The organism is Tunturibacter empetritectus (assembly GCF_040358985.1).
Taxonomy (GTDB): Bacteria; Acidobacteriota; Terriglobia; order Terriglobales; family Acidobacteriaceae; genus Edaphobacter; species Edaphobacter empetritectus.
Window position 1 is genome coordinate 2,097,427 of sequence record NZ_CP132932.1, and the last position, 26,978, is coordinate 2,124,404.

The following is a 26,978-nucleotide window of genomic DNA, read 5'->3' on the forward strand; positions in this document are numbered from 1 at the left end:
GATTTGCAGACGGCTAGCTGATGTCGAAGCTGACTCCCTGCGCCAGTGGCAGATCGGTGCCGTAGTTGATGGTGTTGGTGGCGCGGCGCATGTACTGCTTCCACGCGTCGGAGCCGGATTCGCGTCCGCCTCCAGTCTCTTTCTCGCCGCCGAACGCTCCGCCGATCTCCGCGCCGGAGGTGCCGATGTTGACGTTGGCGATGCCGCAGTCGGAGCCAGTGGCTGAGAGGAAGAGCTCGGCCTCGCGGAGGTTCATAGTGAAGATCGACGACGAGAGTCCCTGGGGTACATCGTTGTGTAGGGCGAGCGCGCCGGCGAAGTCGGTGTACTTGAGGACGTAGAGGATGGGAGCGAAGGTCTCGCGCTTGACGACCTCGGCCTGCGACGAGATCTCGACGAGGGCGGGGCGAACGTAGAAGGCCGCGGGGTTTTGCTTGTTGTCTATCTGGGTGGAGATGCGTTCGCCTCCGGTGATGGTCGCGCCAGCGCTGCGAGCCTCTTCGAGCGACTTCTGCATCGCGTTGAAGGATCGTTCGTCGATGAGCGGGCCTACCAGGGTGCCTTGTGCTCCTGGGTCGCCGATGACGACCGAGCCGTAGACCTTCTTGAGCTGCGGAACGAGCTTGTCATAGACGCTCTCGTGGACGATCAGGCGGCGCAGTGTAGTGCAACGCTGGCCGGCGGTGCCCATTGCAGAGAAGGCGATGGCGCGGAGGGTGAGGTCGAGGTCCGCAGTGGGGGCGACGATGGCTGCGTTGTTGCCGCCGAGCTCGAGGATGGCCTTGGCGAAGCGCGCGGCGAGCTTCGGAGCTACAGCGCGGCCCATCGCAGTCGATCCCGTGGCAGAGACGAGTGGGATGAGTGGACTGTCGACCAGTTGTTCGCCAACCTTGGCATCGCCGATGAGGAGGGTCGCCAAGCCAGCCGGAGTATTGCCGAACTTCTTTGCCGCCCGCTCGAATATGGCTTGCGTGGCGAGGGCGGTCAGCGGAGTTTTTTCGCTGGGCTTCCAGACGACGGCGTCTCCGCAGACGAGCGCAAGGGCGGCGTTCCAGCTCCACACGGCAACAGGGAAGTTGAAGGCGGAGATAACGCCGACGACGCCGAGGGGGTGCCAGGTCTCCATCATGCGATGCTTGCTGCGTTCAGAAGGAACGGTGAGTCCGGCTAGCTGGCGCGAAAGTCCGGCCGCGAAGGTGCAGATGTCGATCATCTCCTGAACCTCGCCCTGGCCTTCGGAGAGCAGCTTGCCGGTTTCGATGGTGACGAGGCGGCCCAGAGGTTCGATATTGGCGCGGAGTTCTTCGCCGAGAATGCGGATGAGTTCTCCTCGTTTGGGAGCAGGAACGTTGCGCCACTCGAGATAGGCGGCGTGCGCCTGGACAATAGCTTTTTGGGCGGCCTCGGCGGTGATGGTGGGGACCTGCGCGATAACTTCGCCGGTGATCGGTGTGCGAACGGTAAGCTCGCCTTTGGTGGTTGCGGCCGCAGGGACGCCGAGGGTGGCGAGGATGGATTCGACTTCTTGCTGGATCGTCATGGTTTGTCTTGATTCTTCTCGCAGTTAGCGTAGATGCAGCTAGCGTAATGGTGCAGATCGCGGGCCTTCTCCAGTATAGCGGTTGGAGGATGGCTGGTACGCCGCACGAATGCGCTGAATTAGCATGGTGATTTGCGGCTTGAGGGGATGACGGAGAACAGTTCGCGTGTGGCGCAAAGCCGCATCTCAGAATTGCGCGAGGAGGCATCCGGCAATCAGGGCAGGTCGACGAGGATGCGGGCGCCGTAGTTGAATACGAGGTAGTTGCCGGAGAGGGCTGAGGGACCAACCTGAGGTTGTATTTGTGCTCCGCCAAGAGAAAGGGGTTCGGTCCAGGTGACGGCGCCGGTGGTAAGGGAGTAGATGGAGTAGTAGGAGTAGATCGAGTTGGAGTCAACGGTGAGGAAGCCGCCCGCTCCCTCCAATCCCGGGGCCAGTTGCGGGAGCGCGTTGAGCGTGGTGAGCTGCGCGCCGGTGGCGTCATAGATGACTGTTCCGGTGTATGGGGGCAAGGTTTCGGGGCGAATATCCGTGCCGAAGGTGTTTACGAGGACGCGGTTGTTGTCGATCCAGCCCACGACATAGCCATTGACCGTAGCAGCGAGGGTGCCGTTTTTGTAGATGCTGGTGGTGGATGTGGACGACTCCGCGCCGGTGGAGACAGCGACGAGGGTGCCATCGGGAGAGAGAAAGATGGCACTGTTTCCGAAGTCGAGGTCGGAGGGAGGGTTATCGGACCAGATGATCGGCGAACCGGAGAGTGGTGTGACCTGGCGGGTGTAGACGGTGTTAGAGCCGTTGGGGGTTGACAGGTATTGGCCCAATGCGGCGCCTGAACCGGAGAGAGAGAAGTCGGAGAGGTCGGGCGTTGTTTGCGGATGGGAGGTGAGTTGATAGGGGAAGTTGTAGGTGACGGTGCCCGCGGGGAGAGAGTAGATGTTGAGAGTTCGGTCGGGTTCGTATTGGGAGTCAATGGGGTTGGCTGAGGCGGCGAGGACCGATCCATCGCTGGAGAGGACAATCTTTCCGGCGCGGAAGTTGATAGAGCCAACGATGGTTGGGGACGAAGTTTCGAACTCTAGAATCTTGCCGATGGCGGTAGAGATGACGACATTGCCGGGGGCTGCCGCAATGTCGTAGGCGGTGCCGTAGCCGAAGAAACGCGGCGTGGTAGTGGCGCTCGGGCCGTCGAGGACGACGCCATGCACATTGCCTACGGCCCACAGGCTGGGAGAGAGGGCAGCAAAGGCGTGCTCATAGGCGACGGGAAGGGCGGTGCTGCTGCTGAGGGTTGGAGTGGTGCCGGACAGGTCGATGGTGGACGCCGCTGGGGTTCCGTAGGGGAGCACGCCGAGGGTGGAACCAGAGGGAATGACGACGGTGTCGGTGTCCAACGTATACGTGGTGGTGGGAGTGGTGGCGCCGATCGGGTAGAGGCTGAGGATGTTGTTGAAAGTGTAAGTCCAGAACCAATTGGCGTAGCCGTTGAGACCGCCCGGGTCGCTGAGCGATAGCATCCCTTGCTGGACTGTGGCCGCGGAGTAGGTGTAGACGTCGTAGACTGGCGAATTTGCGGGCGGGCTGAGGTTTGGCGTGTTGGTGAGAAAGTGGCTGCCGTCGGTAAACCAGGTGTTGAAGTTGGCGGTGAAGGCAGGACCGACGGAGGAGGTTCCGGAGGGAACGGAGTCGGTTTCGATGACGTTGGCGCCGGCGGGCCCCAGGGCAATTTGAAGCTGTCCGGACGCGGCGAAGGCGTTTGCAATCGAGTAGTCGCCGTGGCGAGAGAACAGGAGATGTCCGTTGCTGGTGCTCCAAACCGAGAGACCGGAAGCGTAGCCGGAGGCGATGTAGGTGCCGTCGGTGGAGAGCTTCCACCAGGCGGAGGGGGGGACGGTGGGGACTGGGTCGAGGCTGGGAGAGGTGAGGGTGGCGATGAGGCTTCCATCAACATTGGAACGAACTTCCACCGCGTTTGCGATGCCGATGGCGAGGACGGAGCCGGCCATATCGGATGGATAAAGAGGGGTGCCGGCCCCATCGCCGCTGGCGAGCTCTGTCGTGGTCGTGTAGTCCCAGAGCACCCAATGACCGTTGCCGTCCTGGGTGAAGAGGCGGGTGGGCTGGAGACGCATGACGACAATCGAGCCGGTCTGGCCGAGGTCGAGCAGACTGAAGACGGTGAAGCTGGCTACTGTAATGGTGACCGTTGCGGTCGTGGAGCCGGCGGAGTTGGTTGCAGTGATGGTGTAGGTGGCTTGCGGGGTAGCGGCGGTAGGCGTGCCGGAAATTGCGCCGGTCGATGCGCTGAGGCTGAGGCCGGCGGGAAGCGCCGGGCTGACCGTGTAGGTGGTTACTGTTCCATTGACGGTTGGAGTGTCGGTGGCGATCGCCTGCCCGACCTTCGAGGTGATAGTGGTCTGCGGATAGGCAAGGTTTGTGGGCGGCGTAGCAAGGTTCACTGTGATCTGCACAGTTGCCGTCGTGCTGCCGGCGGAGTTGGTTGCGGTGACGGTGTAGGTAGCTTGTGGGGTAGCGGCGGTCGGCGTGCCGGAGATTGCGCCGGTCGATGCGCTGAGGCCGAGGCCTGCAGGAAGCGCCGGGCTGACGGTATAGGTGGTTACTGTTCCATTGACGGTTGGAGTATCTGTGGCGATGGCCTGGCCGACAATCGCGGTGATGGCGGTCTGTGGATAGACAAGGTTTGTGGGGGGAGTAAGGTTCACTGTGATCTGCACCGTTGCCGTCGTGCTGCCGGCTGAGTTGGTCGCGGTGATGGTGTAGGTGGCCTGCGGGGTAACAGTGGTTGGCGTGCCGGAGATTGCGCCGGTCGATGCACTAAGGCTGAGACCTGCAGGAAGCGCCGGGCTGACGGCGAAGCTGGTTACAGTCCCGGTGACGGTTGGGGTATCCGTAGCGATGGAACTGCCGACAATCGCGGCGATGGTGGTCTGCGGATAGACGAGGTTTGTTGGCGGAGCAAGGTTCACTGTGATCTGCACCGTTGCCGTTGTGCTGCCAGCAGAGTTAGATGCGGTGATGGTGTAGGTGGCCTGCGGGGTAACAGTGGTTGGCGTGCCGGAGATTGCGCCGGTCGATGCACTAAGGCTGAGACCTGCAGGAAGCGCCGGGCTGACGGCGAAGCTGGTTACAGTCCCGGTGACGGTTGGGGTATCCGTAGCGATGGAACTGCCGACAATCGCGGCGATGGTGGTCTGCGGATAGACGAGGTTTGTTGGCGGAGCAAGGTTCACTGTGATCTGCACCGTTGCCGTTGTGCTGCCAGCAGAGTTGGTTGCGGTGACGGTGTAGTTGGCTTGCGGGGTAGCAGAGGTTGGCGTGCCGGAGATTGCGCCGGTTGATGCACTGAGGCTAAGACCCGCAGGAAGCACTGGGCTCACAGCGAAGGTGGCCACGGTTCCGGTGACCGTTGGCGTATCGGTGGCTATCGCCTGACCGACAATCGCGGTGATGGTGGTCTGCGGATAGACGACATTTGTGGGCGGAGCAAGGTTCACTGCGATCTGCACCGTCGCCGTCGTAGAACCTGCTGAGTTGGTTGCGGTGATGATGTAGCTGGCTTGCGCCGTAACGGCGGTTGGCGTGCCGGAGATTGCGCCGGTCGATGCGCTGAGGCCGAGGCCTGCAGAAAGCGCCGGGCTGACGGCAAAGCTGGTTACTGTTCCTGTGACGGTCGGAGTATCCGAAACGATGGCATTGCCAACGGTTACAGTTACGGTGGTCTGTGGATAGACCAGATTGGCAGGCGGGATTCCCTGTGGCGGCGGTGTAGTGCCCGAAGAGCTGCCCCCGCAGCCTGCAATTACGCCGAAGAAGCATGCCAAGGCGAGAAGGAGTACTGCGGAAAGGATCTGTCGAATCTGCGCCCGTCTAAAGAAAAGGAACAGCGCGATATGCGTCATAGTGCGCACCAATCCAAGGTACAGCGGAACTCTACCACTCTCCGGAAAAAAACCCTACACCTAAAGCGTTATTCACCTTGGGGTAGGTGTGTCTTTGGGTGCTCTTTATTTTGCAGAGCTTTCCGATTGATGCCAATAGCTGCGAAAGCAGCCGGTGCACTGCACCCTGACGATCTCCTTCGACCCTACCTCCTCCGGGACACGAAGTGCGACTCTGCAGATTATGAGTAGCGCTGCGAGTTCACCGGACAATATTCAACTGATGGGGACTGGGAACTGAGCACTGATGATGGATCGGTGTGGACTAAAGTTTTCTGATGGATGGTTGATGATGGTGGGCTAGAATGCGAAGACATTCGTAAGCCGTGATTTGCCGAATTGGCTGGAAGACTATGTTCGAGGAGAGTTTATGAACGATGTCGTAGCCGTAGATACGCAGTCGGGACAGCCGGGGTTGAGCCAGGTGGAGCGCCTGGTGGATACGTTTATCGCTCCTTCGAAGACCTTCACCGATATTTTGCGGAGCACAAGCTGGTGGCTGCCGTTTCTGCTGGCGGTGATTGTGTCGATTGGGGTGACCTTCACGATCGACCGGCAGGTAGGCTTCAGCCGCGTGGCAGAGAACATGATTCTCGACAGCCCGAAACAAGAGGAGCAGATTCAGAGCCTCCCTGAGGATCAGCGTGCGGCCAGGATGCACGGCATCGCGTCGTTTACTAAGAATATCTCGTATGGGACGCCGGTGATTATTCTGCTCATCTCAGCGGTCGGGGCGCTGGTGAACTGGGCAAGCTTCAACTTCGGACTGGGCGCGCGGACGACCTTTGGCCAGATGTTCTGCGTGTGGATGTACGCGTCGCTGCCGCGGCTGTTGAGCGGGTTGCTGACACTCGTGACGGTGATGTTTGGCGGGAATGCGGAGAGCTTTAATCTGAAGAATCCGGTGGGGACCAACCCCGCCTACTTTATGCCTGACGCTGCGCCATGGCTGAAGGCTGCGCTGGGTTTTCTTGACGTGATCGGAATTTGGAATGTGATTCTGCTGGTGATTGGGACCTCGATTGTGGCGAAGGTAAGCCGCGGGAAGGCTGCGGCCGTGGTCGTAGGCTGGTGGGCACTGGTGCTGATCTTGAGCGTAGCTTCGGCGGCGATGAGCAGCTAAGGCCGAGTGGGCTCGAGTGAGGTAAAGGTGGAGGCGGGCAGGTTCGCGCCGTTGTAGAGGTTGGCCTGAGGGAAGTTGGGCCACGCATAGCGGACGTACTGCGGGTTGGGGATCGCAGGGCTGGCCACGGTGATAGTGTCGCCGCTCGCTTCGTGATCGATGCGGGCGTTGGCGCGAAGAAAGACGCGGTCAGCTCCGGCGACTTCGAAGCCTTCGACTTGGGAACCTCCGGCTGCGCCGTTCTTGCTGTAGAGGCCGGCGGCGTTGTCGAACCAGACGTGCATAGCGCCTTTGTCCGGGTACGCGAGACGGAAGAGAGGGCCTGAGGCAGTGAGGTCTTCGTTGTAAGCGAGACGGCGGCCGAGCAGAGAGAGGCGCTCGCCTACAGCCTGCTTGTTGGCGGGGTGGACGTTGTGCTCGTTGCCGATGTCGATGGTGACGGCCATGCCGGTGTTGATCAGCGAGAGGGTCTTGCGCTGGGCGTCGCGGAGTTCGCCCCAGTCTTCCTTTGGCGAACTGGCGAACGCGGAGATCTGCACGTAGAGAAAGGGGAAGTTGCCCTGGGCCCAGTGCTGGCGCCAGTCCTTGATAAGCGTTGGAAAAAGTCTGTCGTAGAGGCCAGCGCGGTTGAGAGCAGAGTTAGCCTCGCCCTGATACCAGATGACGCCCTTGATCGGGAGCGGAGTGAAGGGGGCGACCATCGCGTTATAAAGCGCGGAGGGGCGCCAGGATTCGATGTTGGGGTGCCAGTCGCGATTGGGCGTCGTGGGTTTGCCCTCGGCGCGGGCTTGTTTATCGAAAGCGTCGAGACGCGCCTCGGTGGGTTCGCGATCTGCTTGTTCAGCGCGAGCCGCGAAGACTGGCATCAGGGACGCGTTGGAGCCAAGAGCATCGAGGCTGGTCCATGCCTCGGCGGGCGTACCTCCCCAGGTGGAGTCGATCAGGCCGATGGCGACGTGCTGCTTTTTGTCCTCGAGGGCCTTCTGCAGGTCGCGGGCGAAGAAGTAGGCGACTGCGGAGAAGGTCCTTGCGGAAGCGGGGGTGCAGAGGGACCAACCGGTGGTGGCGCGAACGTCTTCGCGGGGGTAGTCGGCGGCGTCCTTTTCGATCAGAAGGAGGCGGATGTCGGGGTAGTTGGCGGCGACGATCTCTTTCTCTGCGTCTTCAATCTGTGTGTCGGGGCCGAAGCCGTCGAGAGGCATCTCCATGTTGGACTGGCCGGAGGCAAACCAGAGATCGCCGAGGAGAATGTCGTCATAGGTGATGGTGTTGGTGCCGCGAACCGTAAGCGTGTAAGGGCCTCCGGCGGGTTGCGGTGGCAGATAGAGACTCCAGCGGCCGGTGGGGTCGGCCGTAGCGGTGTTGGTGAGGTGGTGGAAGGTGGCGGTGACGGACTCGCCGGGAGTGGCGCTGCCCCAGAGATGGATGGGCATGTCGCGTTGCAGGACCATGTGGCTGGAGAAGAGTTTGGGGAGGGAGACTTCGGCTTGGGCAGCAAGGGTGGCGGCGAGGAGGCAGAGGGTGAGGCGAAGCTTCATGAACGGGGTCTCCGATTACTTTTATACCGGCTGGACTTTGTGTTGACGAGGCTCGCAGCGGGAAGGTTTCGCTTGCTCCTTCGTTGCGGAGGTCAAGCTCGAAGTCAAAGGAGAGGCCCGACAGAAGCCGGGCCTTGGTTGATACGGTTGTTGGTTGATTTTCGGTTGGGTGCTGATTACTCAGTCCAGCGCTTGAAGACGAGCGAGCCGTTGGTTCCGCCGAACCCGAAGGAGTTCGAGAGAGCGTAGTTGATCTTCGCAGGCAGCGGTTTGTTCGGAACGTAGTTCAGGCGGCACTGCGGATCGAGCTCAACGATATTCATCGTAGGAGGCGCGATCTGGTGCTGCATGGCCAGGATAGTGATGCCGGCTTCCAGGCCGCCTGCCCCACCGAGAAGATGGCCCGTCATGGATTTGGTGGAGCTGACCATGAGCTTGCCGCTGGTTGCGCGTTCGCCGAAGACATTCTCAATGGCCTTCGATTCGAGGGCATCGCCGAGAGGAGTCGAGGTGGCATGCGCGTTGACGTAGTCGATCTGGTCCGGTGAGAGTCCCGCGACTTTGAGAGCGTGCTTCATCGAGCGATAGCAGCCTTCGCCCTCGGGAGCCATGCCGGTCATGTGGAAGGCGTCAGCGGAGAGACCGTAGCCGAGAACCTCAGCCAGGATCTTTGCGCCGCGTGCCTTGGCGAACTCAAGCTCCTCGAGGATGAGAATGCCCGCGCCTTCGCCGACCACGAAGCCGTCGCGATCCTTGTCGAAGGGGCGGCTGGCGTGCTCGGGGTCGTCGTTGCGCGTGGAGAGCGCCCGCATGGCGGCGAATCCAGCCACACCCAGCGGCGTGATGGACGCTTCGGTGCCACCGGCGATCATGGCATCTGCATCGCCGCGCTGAATGATGCGGAAGGCATCGCCGATAGAGTGAGCCGACGTGGTGCAGGCAGTCGCCGTCGCCTCATTCGGCCCACGCGCGCCGTATTTGATTGAGACGTGGCCAGCGGCGAGGTTGATGATGGAGCCGGGGATGAAGAAGGGCGAGACCTTGCGCGGGCCGCCGCTGAGCAGATTCTGGTGTTCCCGCTCGATGACATCGAAGCCGCCGATGCCGGAGCCGATATGGACCCCCACCTGATCGCGGTTCTCTTCGGTGATCTTCAGTCCGGAGTGAGCCATCGCCTCGGCCGATGCGGCCAGGGCAAAGTGAATAAAGCGTCCCATCTTGCGGGACTCTTTCTTGTCGACGAAGAGAAGAGGATCGAACTCCTTGACCTCCGCGGCGAATCGGACGGGATGGCCCGTGAGATCGAATGCCTTGATCTCCGCCATGCCACTGCGTCCGGCCATGAGACCTTCCCAAACCTCAGGGGCGGTTTTGCCGACCCCGCAGATCAGGCCGAGGCCGGTGACAACTACGCGACGATGCTCCATTGTTTACTTGGCCTTCTGGTTCTTTTCGATATAGTCGACCGCGTCTTTGACGGTCTTGATCTTCTCGGCATCTTCGTCGGGGATCTGGATGTCGAAGGCCTCTTCGAACTGCATGACGAGCTCGACCACGTCGAGGGAGTCTGCACCGAGATCTTCCTGAAAGCTTGCACCCGGGGTGACTTCCGCTTCATCCACCTGAAGCTGCTCGACAATAATCTGCTTTACCTTCTCGTCTACTGCTGCCATTGCGTTCTCCTGTTTACGTCTGGAATCTGAAGCCTGGATGTTTTGTCGCTCAAGGTCGACACGGCCAACCTCAAGCATACTGAGCGCCTCAGTGAGTGTAAAGCAACCGCAGGCAGCCGTGGGAAATGGGCGAGAGGATCTTTTCAGTCTTCCTCGCCAGAGGCGGCAAGCAGTGGGGCGATCCCTGGGACGTCGTCGAAGCCGATCAGGTTGGATACGGGGATGCCGGCGTCGATGGCGGAGACGTTTTTCAGCGCCTTATTAATCGCCCGCGTACGGACGCCGAGCTTCTGAATGGTGTTCTGAACCGTTCCCACCTGATCTTCGACCTTCTGCATCAGCCCCCCATAGGTCTCGAACTCCTTCTTGGCACTGGAGAGCACGCGCCAGACTTCGTCGCCCTTCTTTTGGATGGCAAGCGTGTGAAAGCCCATCTGGAAGCTGGTCAGGATGGCCATAAAAGTCGACGGCCCGGCGATAGTGACGCGGCAGCTCGACTGTATCTCCGACTGCAACCCCGGACGGCGGACGACCTCCGCATAGAGGCTCTCCGTCGGCAGGAACATGATGGCATGGGGCATGGTAGTGGGTGGGTCGATGTACTTATCGCAGATGCGTCTGCCCTCGGCGCGAATGGAGCGCTCGAAGGCCTTTCCAGCGGCCTCGATGCCTTCGCCGGTCTCGTAGGCATGCTCCAGCCGCTCCCAGTCCTCTTTGGGAAACTTGGCGTCGATGGCGAGCAGAGTGTGGCTGTCGGCACCTTCGCCCGAGGGGAACTTGAGAGCGTATTCCACCGACTCAAGCGTCCCCTGCTTGATGCGGGCGTTTTTGATGTACTGCTCAGGCGAAAACATCTGCTCAAGCTGCTGGCCAAGCTGAAACTCGCCCACCACGCCGCGCGATTTGACGTTCGAAAGAACTCTCTTCAGATCGCCCACACCGGTGGCAAGCTCCTTCATCTCACCCAGGCCCTTCTGGACTTCGCCGAGGTGCGTCGTAACCTGCCCGAACGACTCCGTAAGCCGCGTCTGCAGCGTGGCATGCAGCTTTTCGTCAACAGTAACCCGCATCTCCTCGAGCTTCGCAGTATTGGCATCGTTCAACTTCGAAAGGCGGTCTTCGACGGTGAAGCGCAGTTTTTCCTGCTGATCGTTAGCCTCGCCGGAGAGCTCGTTCAGGCGGCTGTGCAACGCCTCGCGAGCCTCGATCTGATTGCGATTAACCTCGCCAATGAAGTAGGAGAGCCGCTGTGCGATCGAATCCAGATTCTGCTGAACCGCAGTGCGCAGAACCTCGTCGGAGGCTTTGTTGTCGCTGCGAAAGGCGTTCAGCCCGTTCTGCAGCAGCCCGCTGAGCTCGGCGATCGTCGCGGTAATCTCAGTGCGAAGGCTGGTGAAGTCTGCTGCAGCTGCCTCGCGGGTTCGCCGGGCATCGTCGGCGGCGTCGCGGCGTATCTCGGCCAGGCCGCTTCGCAGATGGGCGTCGAGCGCCTCGTTCCGCGCGTCCAGCCGCGTCAGCTGCTCGGGCATCTGGATCAGCCGCGGATCCGTCGCGGGCACCGGCTGCCTGCGAAGCAAAAGCAGAACGACGGCCAGGAGAAGGACGAGATTGACGATGAGAAGGGCAGTAAACATTTCGACTTTCCTTCGCCTCAGAATAGCATCAGGTTCAGTGGAACGTTGTGCGTTTTTTATCGGAGGATAGGGGGTAAACTACAAAATAATGAACGTGTTCAAAATACCTTTACATCATGGAAGTGAAGGTGTAACTTCATAATTGAACATGTTCAAAATAAAGACAAGGGGAGTCAAATTATGATCGTCGCCAGCTGCTATTTCAGCTATCTCGTTATAAGTATTGCGCTTACAGTTTGGGTAGCGCGTACCCTTCATCGTAATGGCCGAGTGTTTTTGGTGGATGCGTTTCACGGCAACGAGGCGCTTGCAGATTCGGTGAACCAACTGCTCGTGGTGGGCTTTTACCTGATCAATATCGGCTATATTGCCCTGGCGTTGAAGACGACCGATCCACTTTCGAATGTCCGGCAGGTGATCGAACTGGAGAGTGTCAAGATCGGAGTGGTCCTGTTGATCCTTGGAGCCATGCACTTTTTTAACATTCTCGTCTTTGCGAAGATGAGGAGCCGATCAACCGGCTTTAGTTCAGCGCCACCACCGCCGCGGATCGCATGAGTTCTCAATGACGAAGATCAAGAAGTCTGAAGAGACGCGCACACGAATCCTCGCAGCTGCACTTGCGGTGTTTCGCGAGCGCGGTTTCGAGCGTGCCACGATGCGTGAAATCGCTAAGGCGGCCGAGGTGGCAGTGGGTGCGGCTTACTACTACTTCGAGTCGAAGGACGCAATCGTAATGGCGTTCTACGAGCGTTCGCAGAGCGAGATGAGCCCCCGGATCGAGGCCTCTCTGATTCAGTGCAAGACCTTAGAGGAGCGCTTGCGGGCGATCATCTCGACAAAATTTGAATGCTTTGAACCAAACCGGAAGCTGCTTGGAGCGCTGTCGGCTCATTCGGATCCCGAACATCCGCTGTCGCCGTTTAGCAAAGAGACTGCGACGATCCGAGAACAGGACATCGGTTTCTTTCACAGTGCGGTTGCAGATTCCAGGGTCACGCTGCCAGCCAATATCAAACTTTACTTGCCACGTTTGCTTTGGATGTACCAGATGGGTTTGATCTTATTTTGGGTGTATGACCGGAGTAGTGGCCAGAAGAGGACGATGCTGCTCTATGAAAAAACACTGAAGATGATTCTGGTAACCCTCAAACTGGCAGGGATTCCGTTGCTACGGCCACTCCATCGTCTGGCTGCAGAACTACTCGAGGTGATTTACACAGAAGAATAGATTTATCGAGCGCAGGTTGCATGCCTCGAACGGAGTAGAGGGCTCTGAAAAATCGAGAGGGTGGCCGAGTTGAATAAACACGCATCCAACCGGGCAGGTTGGAGATATCGCCATACCGGGACGTAAATTTTTAGTGAAAACAGGTGATTTGAATGGCAGACGCTCTGAACAACCAGGGATTCGACAATCTCTTACGCAACATCGGGTCGGATGCAACGGCAACATTCGATAACTCCCCCAGCAATCCAACCGAACACGCCAGCAGCGAAGCAACTAGCGCCGCGACTGCCGTGGACGGTGACCAGGACGACGACGAACTCGAGGAAGAAGACGACGACGCCGCAGCCGAAGAAGAGGACGACGAAGACAATGAAGAGGAGGACGTCGAAGATGAGGCGGGTGTGTGAGATGGTGTCTGTGATGTATTCGCGTCGCAGAGAGAAGGAATAAGGATGCCGATTACCAACTACAGTGTCCTCGCGGGAAAGCCGACTGCGGGCAAGGTCGTCACCGGGTCGAGCACGCACTATCAGATCACGATGCAGGCCACCGGCGGCCCGTTCACAGTAGCGGTCAATATTCAGTCGATGGACGGGTCGGAGGTCTTGTACGACATCGTTGAAGATTTCACACCGCCGGATCTGGCAGGTCTGCAGGCGCTGCCCATGGGGATGACGCCATTGACGAGCGAGCCGGGTGGGCTGGCGCTGGACTTTGTGCGGAGCACCGTCAACGGCGCCTCCATGATCACGAAGGCGCAGATGACCCTACTGCCGAAGGCAAGTGAAAAGGCCAAAGGTGGCGGTGCAGAGCAGGAGATGATTCAGCGGGCGCGGGCAAAAGCGCTGGAGAACGCCGTAGTCACGCTGCTCAATATGACGATCGCCGATAAAGACGGCGTGATCTACGCCTTCGGCAGCGCGTACGCCGACTCCGGAAAAGTGGACGGAATCCACGACATCCACATGAATCAAGGAAACCCGGTCGGTGGCAAAGGCGGCGGATTCAGCGGAGATAATGGCGTGTGGCAGGATGGTGCGCTGTTTATCAACTTACCGTCGAAAGGCACATGGACCGCGGTATTTATTGCATTTCAGACTGAGAGCTGGAGTACGGACTCGGCTGGCAATCCGGTTTAGAAGATCATGTCCTGCCGGACGGGCCCACTGCGCGTGGGGCGGTCACTTCGTGACTTGTGTACCCCTTCTGTTGGCGCTCCCGTTGGTCGCAAAGGAAGATGATTCCGACCAACGGGAGGACTACGCGAAGCTCTAAAAAGGCGTGCGAACGCCCGCGCGTACCGGGGTCCCCACAAACAGGTCTTCGTTTGTGGGGTGGCCTAGCGCAGGAGGCCCGTCCGGCAGGACACAGCCTCTCAAGAATCCTCACCCGCCTCAACCGGTCCCAGCCCCAACCCACGCCCCGCCTTCTTCTTCTTCGCCGGATAGACCTTCGCCTCAACCGGCCCCGCCATCGTCTCCTTCACCAGCGCCTCAATCCCACGCCAGTACTTCAGATCCGCCGGACGAGCACTCGGCACCGCCTGCCGCATCCGGCAGTACCACAGCGACCACTCCAGCTCCTTCGAGCTCTTGTTCTTGATCGCAGCTTCAATCCGCGTCACTTCAGAGAATGGCGGCATACACCACTATCTTAGTGGACCCGCAAACAAGCCGCCCTAACGCAGCTCCCGCAATCTCCGGCAAGCCTCCACCAGATCCTTATCCTTCTTCGCAAAACAAAACCGCAGCAGATCCTCACCCCTCCCCAGCCGAAAGAAAGCCGACCCTGCCACCGAAGCCACTCCCGTCTTCGCCAGCAGCGCCCGCGCCTTCTCCGCCGCCGTAACCCCCGGCAACCCAGCCGCAGAAGCCAGCACGTAGTACGCCCCATCCGGCGCCTGCGGCATCATGTGAGCCTCCCGCAGCGCATCCACAATCATCGTGCGCTTCACCTCATGCTCCAGCGCTAGCCCGCTGTAAAAATCCTCCCCCAGCTGCTCCATTCCATCCGCCACCCCCTGTTGCATCGGAGCAGGCGCGCACACATACGTCAGATCATGAAAGTATCCAATCGACCCCAGCCATCTCGCGTCTGCGATCAGATACCCCACCCTCCATCCCGTTACGGAAAACGTCTTCGAAAACCCCGACATCAGAATCGTCCGCTCCCGCATCCCCGGAATCGACGCGGGGCTCAGATGCGTCGCCCCTCCATAAATAAAGTGTTCATAGATCTCATCCGTAAACACGAACAGATCGAACTCCTCCGCAATCCTTGCCAGCCCCTCCAACTCAAAACGCGTAAACACCTTCCCCGCAGGATTCGACGGCGTATTGATCACCATGCCGCGAGTCTTCGGCGTAATCGCCGCTCTGACCGCGCCCAGATCCAACCCCCAGTCGGGCGCAGTCAGCGCCACTGCCACCGCAGCCACCCGCAGCGAACTCAGCGTATTCACGTGATACCCATAGAACGGCTCAAACACCAGCACCTCATCGCCCGGATTCAGCAGAGCCATCGCCGCCGCCTGAAACGCTCCTGTCACCCCACTGGTCACCAGCACCTCGCGCTCTGGATCGACCGTAATCCCCAGCGTCCGCTCGACCTTCCCCGCAATTGCTTTTCTCAACCGCGGAATTCCATCCAGCCGCGTGTAGATGTTCAACCCATCGCGAATCGCCCGAATCGCCCCTTCGGCCACCACCTCCGGCACCTCGGTGTCGCATACACCCTGCGCCAGATTCACCCCACCCATCGCATCGCACGCCACGCTCATCGCGCGAATCTCCGACTGCACTAACCGCGGCGCCAGCTCACTCAGCCCAAGCCTCGACGAAACCTCAACCTGTCCCATAACCGATCCCCCAAAGCCAAGATGCCAAACCCAAGATGCAATCATCTTAGCCCGACCAGGCAATCCAAATCTCAACCCGACCAACGGGAGGGCCGAAGCAGCTAACCTCACCCAAGCAAGGTATACACGTCACGAAGTGACCGCCCCACGCGGAGTGGGCCCGTCCGGCAGGACAACAAAAAAGCCACCCGATCCCATCGAGTGGCTTCGCAGCATCCTTTGCTCTGTTCTACTTCGGCGAGACGTCCTTCATCTCCTCCTGCGCCTCCTTCATCTGCTTCATCGCCTCCGCCATTCGCTGCTGTATCTCTCCATTGAGCTCCCTCTGCATATCTGCCATCTGCTGCTTGAATTCAGGACTATTCACCTTTGCGGTCGCCCTCGCAATCTCTTCCTGGATCCGCGGCATCTCCATCGCCTTCAGATTTCTCTGCACCTCTGCCATCTGCTCTTTGAACGCCTCGCTATGGACCCTCTCGTTCGCCTTCATCGCCTGCAACTGCGCCTCTTCGATCTGCTTCTTGAACTCCGGACTATTCACCTTCGCCGAGGCTGCGGCGGCCTCTTCTATCTCTCTCTTGAAATCCGGGCTATTGATCCTCGCCGTTGTCGCCGCTATTTCCTTACTCGCCCTTTCCATCTGCTGCTTTATCTGTCTGCGCTCCTCAGGAGTGAGCTTGCGAACCTGTCCATTAACAATCGCGACCGGCTCATCCTCCGAGCCTTCCCAGCGATAGACATGTTGTCCTTTTTTTGCCACAACATCGGCCTGCTTCCCACTGGCCGTGACCTTGCGCTCCGCTGAATCCGAAGCAGAGGCATTCGGCGCAGCCTGCGGAGCCGCATCTGGCAAGGCCTGCTGTGCTGCATCTGGCGCAGCCTGCGGAGCCGCACTCTGTCCAATCTCCGGCAACGGAGCCTGCATCTGCTCCTGCGCCATCGTCGGAGTCAAGTGAAACATCGCAGCCACCGCCATCGTCGCCACCATCGCCACCGCTCCACTCGTCAAGCGAATCACCTTCGTCCGCACGCCCACTACCGACTCCGTCTTCATCAGTCTCATCACTCTCTCCTCCAGTACATTGCTGTTAAATAACTGGAACAACCCAACCCCTACCGTCTCGCGCTCCAACTCCCGCCCTGCCATCATGCCCCTCGCCAGCGTCAACAAACATCGCGCATATCCAATCTCGGACCGCATCTCCTCCGCGGCCATCGCATCGCACACCATCTCACGCGTCCGCCGAATCCTCCCCTGCACCCAGTGCGTCACCGGATGCCAACTCACCGGCAGCGCCATCAACTGGCAGATCGCACTCTCCAGCGTGTCCCTCCGCTTCACATGAGCCAGCTCATGCAGCAGCGCCGCCCTCATCTCCTCGGCCTCATATCGTGCAAACTCCACCGGCAGAAGAATCACCGGCGCAATCACCCCCACGATCATCGGGCTCGAGATCTCCACACTCTCGCGCACCTGCGGCAGCCTGATGCGAAGCCGCCGCCCATAGTCCTCCAGCACCACCGTCTGTTCTCCCGCAAGGGTCACCTCTCGCGACCGCTCCACCAGCCGCCGTGCCGCACGCCAGGCCCACACCACTCTCCATAACCCAAACATCACCGCACCTGCATAAAAACCCACCACCCAACGAGCCGCCGTCACCGAAACCTCCACACGCCGTGGCTGAAGCGGCGTCTCTCCCCCCTTCTCGCCGAATCCCCGCGCCCCCAGATCCCCACTAGCCGGCGCCACATCACTAGCTCCCACAAGCACCCGTGCGTTCGGGCGCACTCGAACCGGCGCCAGCTCTCCGCCCATTCCATGCAGCGGAAGCACTACCGCCAGACCCAGCACCATCAACCACACTCCATGCTGCATTCGCGGCCCCGCCTTCACCGCTGCAAGCATCAACCACGCGCCACCGGCCAGCATCGGCACCTGCCACAGCGCATTCGCCACATACTCCACCAGCGTCCGTTCGATCATCTCTCCTCCTTCCCCGCATCACGCTCCGCCGCCGCCAGCCTCTTCCCTACCCGCTCCAGCTCGTCTGCGCTGATCTGCCGCGCGTCCACCATCGCCATCAGCAGCGCCTCGCTGGAGCCGCCAAACATCCGCTTCACCATGTCGTTCAACGCGCTCCCCGTCGCCCGCTCCCGGCTCACCACTGCCCGGTAACGAAACGCACGCCCCTCCTGCACCCGCTTCACCTTGCTCTTGCGCAGCAGCACATTCAACATCGTCTGCACCGTCGTATAGGCCAGCTCCGCCTTCAGCCTCGGCTGCACCTCGCTCACCGTGCACGGCCCTGTCTCCCACAGAACCTGCATAATCTCCAGCTCCAGCGGCGTCAGCCCTTGATTCGTCTTCGTCTGCGTCGTCACCCATCCACCTCCTAATGCTTTAGTAGATTAAGCAGCAGATCTCCCACTTTTGTCAACTAAAGCCTTAGGACTTCATTAAAGCTCCGGGCAACACAGTAGACTGGAAGCAAATTTAGAACTTTCACCACGGCGAACGAGGGACCAGAATGTTTGGAAGCAATCGGATCGGCAGAGCACTGGGAACAGCAGCAGGGATAGCGGTTCTACTTCTCTTCGCAATCGGCAGCCACGCGCAGGCCACCGGCTCAAACCCGCCAAAGATGCAGCTCCCCGCAGACCAGCGAGCCTTCGACGCCGCCCGCGCCACCGTCGATCCCGCAGAGCGTCTCGCCGCCATGCAGCTCTTCCTCAAGAACTACCCCAAGAGCACCAGAGTCAGTCGCGCCCAGGGCGACATCTTCGACACCCTCGTCAAATACTTCCCGCAACGCACTGCCGAGATCGACAGCCAGGCAAAGATCGAGATCAAAGACGCCGGCAAAGGCTTCGTCAGGCTCTTCTACGAGACTGATGTCGCCGACACGCTCGCCGAAGCAAACGACACTGGCGTCGATCTTCCTCGCGCCGAAAAGCTCGCCAAAGATGCCTCCAGGAAATTCAACGAAGCCGACTGCGACAAAGACGTCCTCGATAACGCAAAGAAATACAAGTACCCTGCCCCCTCCGCTGCAGCAAGGCACTCCAGGTTCACCAAAGGACGAGCCAACGCCCTCGCCGCCCTCGCCAAAGTCGATATGGACGAGCACAAGCCTGAGCCCGCTGCAGCTCTGCTCGATCAGGCCTACGCCCTCGATCCCACCGTAGCCGAGGTCAACCTCCTGCGCGGCGAACAGGCGCTCGACCAACACAAAGACGCTGAAGCCCTCGAAGACCTCGAGCGTGCCCAGCTCACCGGCGAACTCAAATCCCCCTGGCGCGAAAAGATGATAGAGCTCTACCGCAACTCCCATGGAGGCAGCGATCAAAGCTTCCTCGCCGACATGGACGCCCAGTACGCGCGCATCTTTCCCGATCCCTTCACCCCGCAACCGGCGAAGCCAACCGACGGCAGCCGCACCGCACTGCTCGAGCTCTTCACGGGCTCCGCCTGCGACCCCTGCGTCAGCGCCGACCTCGCCGTCGACGCCCTCCTCAAGACCTACTCCCGCAAACAGCTCGTCGTCCTCGCCTTCGATCAGCACATCCCCGACCCCGATCCGCTTGCCAACCCCGACTCCATCGCCCGCGCCAAGTCCTACCGCGTCGCCTTCACGCCCACCTCCAAACTCAACGGCAAACCGCTATGGGAAGGCGGAGGCCCGCGCGCCAACGCTGAAACCTCCTACAACGAAGCCATCAAGAAGATCGACGCCGACACCACCAAACCCAGCGGAGTAAATCTACAACTCACCGCAACCCGCGCTCCGGACGGCATGATCCATGCAAGCGCCACCGTCTCCATCGACAACCCACAGCTCCTGCAGCAAAGCCTTGCCCCTGATCCACCGGCGAAAGAGGCCGACGCCAAGACCCCCGCGGCTATCCCCGTAGCTACAGCCACACCGCCCGCCCCCGCAGCCCAGCCCGCTCCAATCGAACCGCACCTCGTCGTCAACTTCGCCCTCGTAGAAGACGACGTCCGCTACAGCGGCGAAAATGGAATCCGCTTCCACCGCATGGTCGTCCGCTCTCTCGCGCAGCCGGCAGGCACCGGGTCCCTCGTCAAACCCGGAAAGGCGCTCGAAGCAACCTTCGATCCCGCAGCCATCAGCGCCACCCTCAAAACCTACCTCGACACCTACGAGCAAAAGAACGACCGCTTCGGCAAGGTCGTGTTCCTCGCAAAAGACACCACTCTCGAACCCACCCACCTCGCCATCACCGCCTGGGTCGAAGACACCACCACCCACCGCGTCCTCCAGGCAGCCTTCGTCCCGCTAGCCTCTACCGGCAGCCAGATCCATCAGTCGCAATCGGAGCCACCAGCCCAACAGTCCGAGGCCGCAGTAAAAACCGGAGCCGCAAAATGAAACCAGACTCCGCGATGAAATCAAGCTCCACCATGAAGCCAAGCCCCACAATGAAATCAGGCTCCACCATGAAATCAAGCCCCACAATGAAGACGGGCCCCACACGCCTCATCCTCGCCGCAGCCTACGCCGTCCTAAGTCTCACACCCGCCCACGCAGCGAAGCCGCCCGTCCAATGGCAGATCAAAAATCCGCCCACCAAACCCCTCAAGCAGGGAGCGAAGGTCAATCTCGCCCTCACCGGCCAGATCGACTCAGGCTGGCACCTCTACGCCCTTGAAGAGCCCACCGGAGGCCCCGTCGCCACCGTCATCGGACTCACCGAAGGCGACCCCGCCGACCTCCTCCGCGTAGAAGAGGCCAAGCCAAAGATCCTCCTCGATCCCCTCTTCAACCTGCAAACCGGCTTCTTTGAAACCACCGCCGACTTCACCCTGCACCTGACGCTGGCAAAAGACGCACCCCTCGGCCCCTCCGCGCTCCACGTCCTCATCCGCTATCAATCCTGCAACGACCGGGTCTGTCTCCCACCCCACACCGACACCGTAGAAGTCCCCATCACCATCACGCAATAGGATCAAATGTCCCGCCACATCCCATCATTCTTCATGCGTTCATGAAAAAACTACAACGCCAAGTAACACGGCGCCGGTGATAAGGAGCGCGACGCCAGCAATGCGAACGGGCATGCTGAAGTTGTCTCCCCTGCCTGTTTTTAGCGCAGCCTGTCGCGAAAACCCAAGATAAGCAGCCATCACACCTATCACTCCCGCCAGAATCGGGAGATAGTCGTGTCTGCTTACGGCGGTCCAACTCATAGCAACTCCTCCTAAGCCAGCCCAGTACTCTCCGCCTGCTCCTGCGCATGATAGCTGCTACGCACCAGCGGTCCGCTCTCCACATGCTTGAAGCCCATCCCCACTGCCTCATGCTTCAAAAACGCGAACTCCTCCGGCGTATAGTACCGAGCCATCGGCAGATGATCCCGGCTAGGCCGCAGATACTGCCCAATCGTCAGAATATCCACCTTCCGATCCGCCAGGTCACGAAACACCCCCAGCAGCTCGTGCATCTCCTCGCCCATCCCCACAATAATGCCTGTTTTGGTTACAAATGGCCGAGTTACAATCTCGCCCCCATCGCGATCGCCGAACATCTCCGCAGCAAGCTCCTTCGCACGCTCCAAAAACCGCAGCGACTTCTCATACCGCCCACCCGACTTCGCCACCCGATACAACCGTGGCACCGTCTCGATATTGTGGTTCAGAATCTCCGGCCGCGCCGCCACCACCAGCCGCAGAGCCTCTTCGTTCCCCTGAAAGTCCGGCGTCAGCACCTCCACCCTGCACCCCGGAGCCTGCATCCGAATCTCTTCAATCACACTCACAAACGCCCGCGCCGCGCCAACATTATCGTCATCGCGATTCACGCTCGTAATCACCGCATGCGCCAGCCCAAGCTGCGCCACCGCATACGCCACCCGTCGCGGCTCATCGAAATCAATCGGCTCCGGCTTACCTTTAGGCACCGCGCAAAACCCGCATCGCCGCGTGCAAAGGTTCCCCAGCATCATGAACGTCGCCGACTTCTGATTCCAGCACTCGCCAATATTCGGACACTGCGCGCTCTCGCACACCGTATGCAGGTTCAGCTCGCGCGCCATCTTCTTCAGATTATGAAAGGTCTCCCCCATCGGAGCCTTCGCCTTCAACCACGCCGGTTTCGGCGCAGGCTTACGCGGCGTCAAATCAATCTGCACCAGCTCTGGAGTCAACGGGGCCACGGGCGGAGTCATGCCTCAATTGTAACCAACCCGCCAAAACCCCGGTCCGAATCCCCAGGCGCGCCAAGCCCCGCGCCTCTATCAGACTCTTCACGCAGTCAGTCCTTCAGACCCAGCGTCACCCTGGCACTGTCGACCACCTTCGCCCATTTCGGATCGAGCGAGACGCTGGTCGCATACTCGTCGTGCCAGTTCCACCACTTGTACGGCGCCGTCTGCGGATAACCCTCCGGAGAATCCTCCCACTCCTCCTGCCGTCCCAGCGCAGTCATATCCAGATAGCTCCACACGCTGCCCATCGCCTCATCCCCGCGGCTGTTGATGAAGTACGTGCGAAACACCTTGTCGCCATCGCGGATAAAAGCGTTATGGCCATGCCACTGGTCCACGCCAAAGTCCACATCGAAGCCATCGGTGATGGTGTACCACGGCATCGTCCAGCCCATCCGCTTCTTTAGTCGTTCAATCTCCGTCTGCGGCGCGCGCGAGGCATAGGCAAGAGTCGTGTCGCGAGCATGCAGATGCGACAGATGCGACACCTGGTCCGCACCCAGCGAGCAGCCCCGGCACGCATGGTCGGGCCAGCCAAACACGCCCGGCTCAAAGAAAGCCCGATAGACGATCAGCTGCCGCCGCCCCTCGAACAGATCCAGCAGGCTCGCCTTACCCCTCGGCCCCTCGAACTTGTACTGCTTCTCCACCGCCTGCCACGGCATCCGCCGGCGCTCAGCCGCCAACGCGTCGCGCTCCCGCGTCAGCTGCTTCTCCCGCGCCATCAGTCCCTCACGAGCCGCAAGCCAATCCTCCTGCGACACCACCTTCGCCTTCTCCATCGTCTTCGTTGCCATCTTCTCTCTCCTTATTCATTCAGTTGAGTGATCCGACCTCGGAGCGATCTCTCCTGCTCCACTCTCTTCCTGCGCCACCTTCACGCCGAGCTTTCTGATCGCAAGTGCAGCCAGTCCACCCGACGAGGTGACGCTGCCGGCGATCAGCGCTGCAGTTGCCAGGCACACTGGACACATAGCCTTCTCCTCCTTGCACTACGGCCATTCTCAACCGCGATTAAGCCGGCTGAGGCTCCGGCTGGAGTGCGGAGCGCTCATCCGCGCTAGGTCCCCAGCTCGACGGCACCGCAACGTCGAGCAGCCGCAGATAAACGCAGAACTGCCCCCGGTGTTGGTACCAGTGGTTGAGCATGATATTGCGCAGGAAGACGACGCGCGGCATGGCTGCAAGCTCCTTGTCGCCGTCCACGATGCGCCAGGTTGCGTTCATCGCGGCGTCATCGAATCCCGGTAGCACTTCGCGCACGGTGGCCACGCTCTGGTCAAAGGCCTCGAGGACCTCCTGCACGCTTGCGGGTTGGGGAAACTGGAACCCCGGCGGAGAGATCTGGCTCTGCTGCGCTCCGCGAACCACGCCTCCAGGCACGAAGGCGAGATGATAAGCCAGTTGCCCAGCGGTCAGGGATCTTGGGTGAGGCTTCCACGTGAGCGAGTCGGCGGGAAGCCGCTCCAGAAACCTCCGTGTCACCGGAGCCTGGGATTCAAACTCTGCAAGTAGGGATTGCGAAATCATGCGATTCTCCTTTCGGGTTGCTATCCTTCAAGGCGATCAGAAGTTCAACCGGTGCACTACGGAGAGCGGTGCAAGTCCTGCCTCGGCTTTGAGCCGCTACTTGCGCAAGGCCTCTGCATACGCGCGAACCCGTTCGTGCATCGACGCCCAACCCTCGTTCACCCCCGCCTTTTGTTCTTCGGGAACGAAGCCCAGCGCACTGTGCCGGAACGTGATCAAGGTTCCTCCCTCGACCTCACTCAGCCGATACTGCACGTTCGACACAAGTGGGGTAGAGGCGAACAAAGGTCCGGCAAACTCCAGCAGCGTAGGTCGCTTGATCGCCTGCACATTAGCCCAGAAGTGCCCATTGCCCTCGCCCAGGTCGCGGTACCACCTGCCCCCGGGCCACGCTTCAATCTTCATGTTCAGAGACCTGCCGTCAGGCATCTGGTTGCTCGGCCCCAACTGCTCCAGCAGCGCCGCAAAGGTAACATCCATCGGCGCCTTCACGTGGATCTCCTGCTTGATCGTGAAAGTCAAATCTTCGAGTGTCTTGTCAGTTGAAATCATCATCATCTCTCCTTGGGTTTGAATCTCGGGGTGCGTCTGCCGTCTTCAAATCTGCCGAGCCCTGGCGGACCGTCGCCTCCGCCAGCTCCTTCACGCGAAGCAGCTGATGCTGCCAATACCGCTCAAACGTCGCAGCCCACTCGTGCAGCGGCCGTATCGCCTCAGCATTGGTCCGATACAGCTTCTGCCGCCCCTGGCACCGCATCCGAACCAGCCCCACATCGTGCAGCACCCGCAGATGCTTGGAGACCGAAGGCTGCGGGAGGCCAAGAGCCACCACAATCTCTCCAACCGGCCGCTCCGCTCCAGCAAGATAAATCAAAATCTCCCGCCGGCGAGGCTCAGCAACCGCGTTGAAACTGTCCGAAGTTGTGGTCGCTCGTGCCATGGCCAAAACATTACATTCCCATATGAGAATATGTCAAGCCCGACTCTATCATTCCCGGCAAGAGACAGAACCCTGTCCGGGCCAACTTCGGGGAAGCCGTTTGTGAGGACTTACGGTTTAGGAAGCACATGAGCCGTATGCTTAAGGAAATAAAGAAGCACCGGAACGTGAGTTTCTGCTTTTTCGCATCCGCCGAATAGTCAACCACCGGCCGCTAGTAAAACCAACATCAGGAACCCTCGTCTTGAACATCCACGGCATCCATGTGACATTTCGAGGCCTATTGCATACGGCCTGCCTCCTTCTGGCGGCCTATGCTGTGACAGCACTGGCGCAGATGCCTGATAGGACCAAAACGACGCAAGCGAGGCCTGAGGCCGAACTTCGGACCACGCAGGTGGTGGGCATTGTCGTCGATGCATCGGGTGCCGTGATCAGCGGAGCCACCGTGCGTATTGTGCGTGCAGATGGTTCGGTGCAGTGCACGGAGAATGCTGATGATGCCGGAGCCTTCTCCATCGCGCTGTCAACTGAAGGAAAGTATAGGCTCTTCGTATCAAGTCCCGGGTTCTTGACTCGGGAGATTGTCTTGACCCTCCACGCTGGCGAGAATATTGATCCGCTTCGGCTCACGCTTGGTCTTCGCCCGGTAAATACAACAGTCGATGTGCAGGGCCGCGAAGACGATCTCGAAGGCATTGCTGACTCTGGCACGCAGGGTACCGTGGGCGCAAAGGAGATTCAAAATCGGCCGATCCTTCGTTCCGGTGAGCTACTGGAAACGATCCCCGGTGTCATCATCACGCAGCATGCCGGGGGCGGCAAGGCCAATCAATATTTTCTGCGCGGCTTCAACCTCGACCACGGAACAGATTTCGCCATTTTCATCGACGGTATGCCGCTGAACCTGCCCTCGCATGCACACGGCGAGGGGTACGCGGACATGAACATCGTGATTCCAGAGCTGGTGCAGCGCGTGAACTTTGAGAAAGGCCCGTACTATGGGGACGTGGGCAACTACAGCTCCGCTGGCTCCGCCCATCTGGAGTTTTTTAGGACGTTACCGCAGAGCTTCGTGCAGATTGAAGGCGGCATGTACGGTTACGGGCGGATGGTCTTCGGGGCGTCCCATAAGCTTGGCGCCGGTAACCTGCTCTATGGCGGCGAGGCATACCACGATAACGGTCCCTGGACGCATCCCGACAACTACTACAAGTTCAACGGTCTGCTCACCTACAGCCAGGACAGTGATGGCAATGGGTTCAGTCTTACGGCACGCGGCTATCACGGGCAATGGCATTCAAGCGATCAGATTGCCGAAAACGCAGTGCCGCTCGTCGGAATCTTCGGCACGCTGAACTCGACCGACGGGGGTCACTCCCAGCGCTACAGCCTCCAGGGGGAGTCGCACCGGCAGGGCGCGAACTCGCAGACGAAGGTCACCGCTTATGGGTTCTACTACGATCTCGACCTCTTCTCCGACTTCACCTATTTTCTGACGGACTTGAATCGAGGCGACCAGTTCGAGCAGCAGGACAGGCGCTGGGCCGCCGGGTTGGATGCGCGCCACACGATCCAAAACGAGTGGTTCGGTCGCAGGGTAGAGAACACGTTCGGTCTGCAGGTGCGCAACGACTGGATTCACAACGGGCTGTACCAGTCGCAGGACCGCGTACGCGGCGACAAGACTGACTCTGAAACCGGCAACACGCTACCAGCGACGACCCAGGCCGACCTCCTTACCGATACGCAGGTCGGCTTCTATGCGGAGAACCGAGTGCAATGGGCGAACAAGTTTCGCTCTGTTGTCGCTATGCGAGGAGAGGTGCAGCGTTTCAGCGTCACTAGCCTCGTTACCTCGGCCAACTCCGGTACAGCGATCAAGGCGTTGCCTAGCCCCAAGGCGAGCCTGATCTTCAGCCCGTGGGAACGCACCGAGTTCTATGCGCAAGCGGGATTCAGCTTTCACAGCAACGATGGTCGCGGCACAACGCTAAAGGTTGAACCGGTTTCAGCGGAAAATCCCTACCCAAACACGCTAGCCACGCCTATCCCTGCATTAATTCCCACTAAGGGCGGCGAAATAGGTATCCGCACAGCGGCCCTTTCACATCTGCAAAGTACCTTGTCACTCTGGTATCTCCACAGCGCGTCGGAGCTTCAGCAATCCGGTGACACGGGCGGCACAGTCGCTTCGCAGCAGCCAAGCGAACGCTATGGTTTCGACTGGGCAAACTTCTACACGCCGATGGAGCACTGGACCTTCGACTTCGATCTTGCGAACTCTAAAGCTCTGTTCACTGAGACAGATGCGGGCGATGCCGCGCCGAACAGTTTGGGCGGTAAGCGCGTACCTGAGGCTGTGGGCGTGGTGATCGCCTCCGGTCTCACTCTGCACGATCTGAAGGGCTTCTCCTCGAGCCTGAGACTCCGCTTCTTCGGACCGCGAGACCTCACCTCCGACGGCATCTATCGCTCCAACACCACCGCGCTGCTAAACGGCGAGATTGGCTACACCTTCCTGCGAAGCTGGCGCGGCTCAGTCGAGTTCCTGAATCTGCTAAACCGCCACGATCACGACATCGACTACGCCTACGAGTCGCGCATCACTCCCAAAGTAGAGTCGGCCTTCACAGAGGTCTTCCATCCTGTGGAGCCATTCCAAGCTCGCTTCTCTCTGCGGAGGACGTTCTAAACCAAGTTCTGCTGCACAGGCAATCTTTTCCTC

25 protein-coding genes are annotated in these 26,978 nt (G+C 60.0%); 8 read left to right on the top strand and 17 right to left on the bottom strand.

Translation table 11 applies throughout. From position 1 onward, the window contains the following. Window positions 1-13: 13 nt before the first annotated feature. Both amaB and RBB75_RS08770 read right to left on the bottom strand, forming a co-directional pair. Entirely contained in the window at window positions 14-1,540 is a 1,527-nt protein-coding gene (gene amaB / locus RBB75_RS08765; protein WP_353070207.1) for an L-piperidine-6-carboxylate dehydrogenase, read from the bottom strand. Window positions 1,541-1,755: 215 nt separating this feature from the next. Beyond that, window positions 1,756-5,460: a beta strand repeat-containing protein gene (locus RBB75_RS08770; protein ID WP_353070208.1), complete on the bottom strand. Its 3,705-nt coding sequence runs from the start codon at window positions 5,458-5,460 to the stop codon at window positions 1,756-1,758. 409 nt (window positions 5,461-5,869) lie between these two features. Here RBB75_RS08770 and RBB75_RS08775 point away from each other — a divergent pair, with 409 nt between their 5' ends. Further along, the gene (locus RBB75_RS08775; protein WP_353070209.1) at window positions 5,870-6,622 is read left to right on the top strand and encodes a Yip1 family protein; all 753 of its coding nucleotides are present in this window, start codon (window positions 5,870-5,872) and stop codon (window positions 6,620-6,622) included. Here RBB75_RS08775 and RBB75_RS08780 read toward each other — a convergent pair. The 4 genes from RBB75_RS08780 to RBB75_RS08795 form a co-directional block, all read right to left on the bottom strand. Continuing rightward, a complete protein-coding gene (locus RBB75_RS08780) occupies window positions 6,619-8,160 on the bottom strand; it encodes a sialate O-acetylesterase (protein WP_353070210.1) in 1,542 nt (513 codons plus the stop codon). The genes RBB75_RS08775 and RBB75_RS08780 overlap by 4 nt on opposite strands. A 176-nt stretch (window positions 8,161-8,336) precedes the next feature. Next, a complete protein-coding gene (fabF, locus tag RBB75_RS08785) occupies window positions 8,337-9,587 on the bottom strand; it encodes a beta-ketoacyl-ACP synthase II (RefSeq protein ID WP_179640443.1) in 1,251 nt (416 codons plus the stop codon). 3 nt (window positions 9,588-9,590) lie between these two features. Next, the gene (locus tag RBB75_RS08790; RefSeq protein WP_179580522.1) at window positions 9,591-9,833 is read right to left on the bottom strand and encodes an acyl carrier protein; all 243 of its coding nucleotides are present in this window, start codon (window positions 9,831-9,833) and stop codon (window positions 9,591-9,593) included. A 143-nt stretch (window positions 9,834-9,976) separates the two neighbouring features. Beyond that, the gene (locus RBB75_RS08795; protein WP_353070211.1) at window positions 9,977-11,467 is read right to left on the bottom strand and encodes a DNA recombination protein RmuC; all 1,491 of its coding nucleotides are present in this window, start codon (window positions 11,465-11,467) and stop codon (window positions 9,977-9,979) included. Between the two features lie 180 nt (window positions 11,468-11,647). On the opposite strand from RBB75_RS08795, the gene RBB75_RS08800 reads away from it, so the two are divergent. From RBB75_RS08800 to RBB75_RS08815, 4 genes are all read left to right on the top strand, one after another. Next, window positions 11,648-12,025 carry a hypothetical protein gene (locus tag RBB75_RS08800; RefSeq protein ID WP_179640445.1) on the top strand — a complete coding sequence of 126 codons (378 nt, stop codon included), beginning with the start codon at window positions 11,648-11,650 and terminating at the stop codon, window positions 12,023-12,025. Between the two features lie 7 nt (window positions 12,026-12,032). After that, the gene (locus RBB75_RS08805) at window positions 12,033-12,698 is read left to right on the top strand and encodes a TetR/AcrR family transcriptional regulator (protein ID WP_353070212.1); all 666 of its coding nucleotides are present in this window, start codon (window positions 12,033-12,035) and stop codon (window positions 12,696-12,698) included. Window positions 12,699-12,850: 152 nt separating this feature from the next. Then, window positions 12,851-13,105 (top strand): hypothetical protein, encoded by a 255-nt coding sequence (locus RBB75_RS08810; RefSeq protein WP_353070213.1) that lies wholly within the window; start codon window positions 12,851-12,853, stop codon window positions 13,103-13,105. Window positions 13,106-13,150: 45 nt separating this feature from the next. Next, entirely contained in the window at window positions 13,151-13,837 is a 687-nt protein-coding gene (locus RBB75_RS08815) for a YukJ family protein (RefSeq protein WP_353070214.1), read from the top strand. A gap of 236 nt (window positions 13,838-14,073) precedes the next feature. On the opposite strand, the gene RBB75_RS08820 is transcribed toward RBB75_RS08815, so the two are convergent. The 4 genes from RBB75_RS08820 to RBB75_RS08835 all read right to left on the bottom strand — a co-directional run bounded on the left by RBB75_RS08820 (window position 14,074) and on the right by RBB75_RS08835 (window position 17,937). Beyond that, complete coding sequence (locus RBB75_RS08820) at window positions 14,074-14,340, bottom strand: hypothetical protein (protein WP_179640449.1); 267 nt, start codon at window positions 14,338-14,340, stop codon at window positions 14,074-14,076. 36 nt (window positions 14,341-14,376) lie between these two features. Then, a complete protein-coding gene (locus tag RBB75_RS08825) occupies window positions 14,377-15,555 on the bottom strand; it encodes a pyridoxal phosphate-dependent aminotransferase (protein WP_353070215.1) in 1,179 nt (392 codons plus the stop codon). Window positions 15,556-15,784: 229 nt separating this feature from the next. After that, window positions 15,785-17,539: a M56 family metallopeptidase gene (locus tag RBB75_RS08830; protein ID WP_353070216.1), complete on the bottom strand. Its 1,755-nt coding sequence runs from the start codon at window positions 17,537-17,539 to the stop codon at window positions 15,785-15,787. After that, window positions 17,536-17,937, bottom strand: coding sequence for a BlaI/MecI/CopY family transcriptional regulator (locus RBB75_RS08835; protein WP_353070217.1), 402 nt, complete (start codon window positions 17,935-17,937; stop codon window positions 17,536-17,538). The genes RBB75_RS08830 and RBB75_RS08835 overlap by 4 nt, the downstream gene beginning before the upstream one ends. A 146-nt stretch (window positions 17,938-18,083) precedes the next feature. On the opposite strand from RBB75_RS08835, the gene RBB75_RS08840 reads away from it, so the two are divergent. Together RBB75_RS08840 and RBB75_RS08845 are read left to right on the top strand one after the other, a co-directional pair. After that, window positions 18,084-19,946, top strand: a complete 1,863-nt coding sequence (locus RBB75_RS08840; RefSeq protein ID WP_353070218.1) for a tetratricopeptide repeat protein — start codon at window positions 18,084-18,086, stop codon at window positions 19,944-19,946. Then, a complete protein-coding gene (locus tag RBB75_RS08845; protein WP_353070219.1) occupies window positions 19,943-20,521 on the top strand; it encodes a protein-disulfide reductase DsbD domain-containing protein in 579 nt (192 codons plus the stop codon). Before RBB75_RS08840 ends, RBB75_RS08845 begins: the two co-directional genes overlap by 4 nt. A gap of 39 nt (window positions 20,522-20,560) precedes the next feature. On the opposite strand, the gene RBB75_RS08850 is transcribed toward RBB75_RS08845, so the two are convergent. The 7 genes from RBB75_RS08850 to RBB75_RS08880 form a co-directional block, all read right to left on the bottom strand. After that, window positions 20,561-20,764 carry a hypothetical protein gene (locus RBB75_RS08850; RefSeq protein WP_353070220.1) on the bottom strand — a complete coding sequence of 68 codons (204 nt, stop codon included), beginning with the start codon at window positions 20,762-20,764 and terminating at the stop codon, window positions 20,561-20,563. Window positions 20,765-20,775: 11 nt separating this feature from the next. After that, entirely contained in the window at window positions 20,776-21,741 is a 966-nt protein-coding gene (gene lipA / locus RBB75_RS08855) for a lipoyl synthase (protein ID WP_353070221.1), read from the bottom strand. Window positions 21,742-21,827: 86 nt separating this feature from the next. Continuing rightward, window positions 21,828-22,577 carry a DUF899 domain-containing protein gene (locus RBB75_RS08860; protein WP_353070222.1) on the bottom strand — a complete coding sequence of 250 codons (750 nt, stop codon included), beginning with the start codon at window positions 22,575-22,577 and terminating at the stop codon, window positions 21,828-21,830. A gap of 15 nt (window positions 22,578-22,592) precedes the next feature. After that, on the bottom strand, window positions 22,593-22,754 hold the full coding sequence (locus RBB75_RS08865; RefSeq protein WP_353070223.1) for a hypothetical protein: 162 nt from the start codon (window positions 22,752-22,754) through the stop codon (window positions 22,593-22,595). Between the two features lie 40 nt (window positions 22,755-22,794). Next, window positions 22,795-23,310, bottom strand: coding sequence for a DinB family protein (locus RBB75_RS08870; protein WP_353070224.1), 516 nt, complete (start codon window positions 23,308-23,310; stop codon window positions 22,795-22,797). 96 nt (window positions 23,311-23,406) lie between these two features. Beyond that, window positions 23,407-23,868, bottom strand: a complete 462-nt coding sequence (locus RBB75_RS08875) for an SRPBCC family protein (RefSeq protein ID WP_353070225.1) — start codon at window positions 23,866-23,868, stop codon at window positions 23,407-23,409. Further along, window positions 23,849-24,250, bottom strand: coding sequence for an ArsR/SmtB family transcription factor (locus RBB75_RS08880; RefSeq protein ID WP_353070226.1), 402 nt, complete (start codon window positions 24,248-24,250; stop codon window positions 23,849-23,851). Before RBB75_RS08880 ends, RBB75_RS08875 begins: the two co-directional genes overlap by 20 nt. 283 nt (window positions 24,251-24,533) lie before the next feature. Here RBB75_RS08880 and RBB75_RS08885 point away from each other — a divergent pair, with 283 nt between their 5' ends. After that, on the top strand, window positions 24,534-26,945 hold the full coding sequence (locus RBB75_RS08885; RefSeq protein WP_353070227.1) for a TonB-dependent receptor: 2,412 nt from the start codon (window positions 24,534-24,536) through the stop codon (window positions 26,943-26,945). Window positions 26,946-26,978 lie beyond the last annotated feature (33 nt).